This is a genomic window from Neisseria sp. HMSC056A03 (assembly GCF_001815685.1).
Lineage (GTDB): Bacteria > Pseudomonadota > Gammaproteobacteria > Burkholderiales > Neisseriaceae > Neisseria > Neisseria subflava.
This window is the reverse complement of record NZ_KV821594.1, coordinates 1-344: the sequence shown is the minus strand read 5'-3', so window position 1 is coordinate 344 and position 344 is coordinate 1. Positions and strand designations below refer to the sequence as shown.

Genomic DNA, 344 nt, shown 5'->3' with positions numbered 1-344 from the left:
GTTAGATAGGGGGGGGGGATTATCCCAAGCCCCTAAATTACTCATCGATACACCCCAAATCTTGCTTAGGCGCACCGCATGAAACAGACAGGGCTAGACCCGCAGCCACCCACATTTCTGCGCGCGAAATGGCTAAAACTTCAGATCTAAGATCAAAGTAAAGCGTATGGAGCAAAATATCATGCTCGCGACACTCAACTCGCCAGCCCGCCTTTTCCTGTATTACTTTTGCGCTACGTTGGTTTTTCATGTTTTGACCTTTTTACAACAAATAACTGTTATTTGCATTCATGTATTCAATTTTGGCATTGTATTCATGTATGCAAATATGCACAAGACAAGCA

At 43.6% G+C, this 344-nt stretch carries 1 protein-coding gene; it reads right to left on the bottom strand.

Annotation, left to right across the window (positions count from 1 at the left end; genetic code table 11):
• Window positions 1-37: 37 nt before the first annotated feature.
• Window positions 38-250 (bottom strand): hypothetical protein, encoded by a 213-nt coding sequence (locus tag HMPREF3052_RS02390; RefSeq protein WP_070748277.1) that lies wholly within the window; start codon window positions 248-250, stop codon window positions 38-40.
• Between the last annotated feature and the right edge of the window lie 94 nt (window positions 251-344).

Bases quoted from the DNA above. Each gene is read 5' to 3' on its own strand.
- HMPREF3052_RS02390 (WP_070748277.1), bottom strand. From the start codon at position 250: ATGAAAAACCAACGTAGCGCAAAAGTAATACAGGAAAAGGCGGGCTGG.